Origin of the sequence: Acidisoma sp. L85 (genome assembly GCF_009765865.1) — a bacterium.
GTDB lineage: Bacteria > Pseudomonadota > Alphaproteobacteria > Acetobacterales > Acetobacteraceae > Acidisoma.
In genome coordinates this window covers 1-307 of record NZ_LMUQ01000080.1, presented here as the reverse complement: position 1 = coordinate 307, position 307 = coordinate 1, and the positions used below count along the sequence as shown (strand labels likewise).

1 rRNA gene is annotated in these 307 nt (G+C 56.4%); it reads right to left on the bottom strand.

Features of this window, described 5'->3' with window-relative positions:
- Positions 1-307: ribosomal RNA gene (locus tag GSQ83_RS30180) — 16S ribosomal RNA — on the bottom strand; the annotation flags it as partial.

Here is a 307-nt window from a genome sequence, read left to right as displayed (position 1 = left end):
ACTAGGGCCGGACTACACGGGTATCTAATCCTGTTTGCTCCCCACGCTTTCGCACCTGAGCGTCAGTCTTCGTCCAGGGGGCCGCCTTCGCCACCGGTATTCCTCCAGATCTCTACGCATTTCACCGCTACACCTGGAATTCTACCCCCCTCTACGAGACTCAAGCTTGCCAGTATCAGATGCAGTTCCCAGGTTGAGCCCGGGGATTTCACATCTGACTTAACAAACCGCCTGCGTGCGCTTTACGCCCAGTAATTCCGATTAACGCTTGCACCCTCCGTATTACCGCGGCTGCTGGCACCTGAGT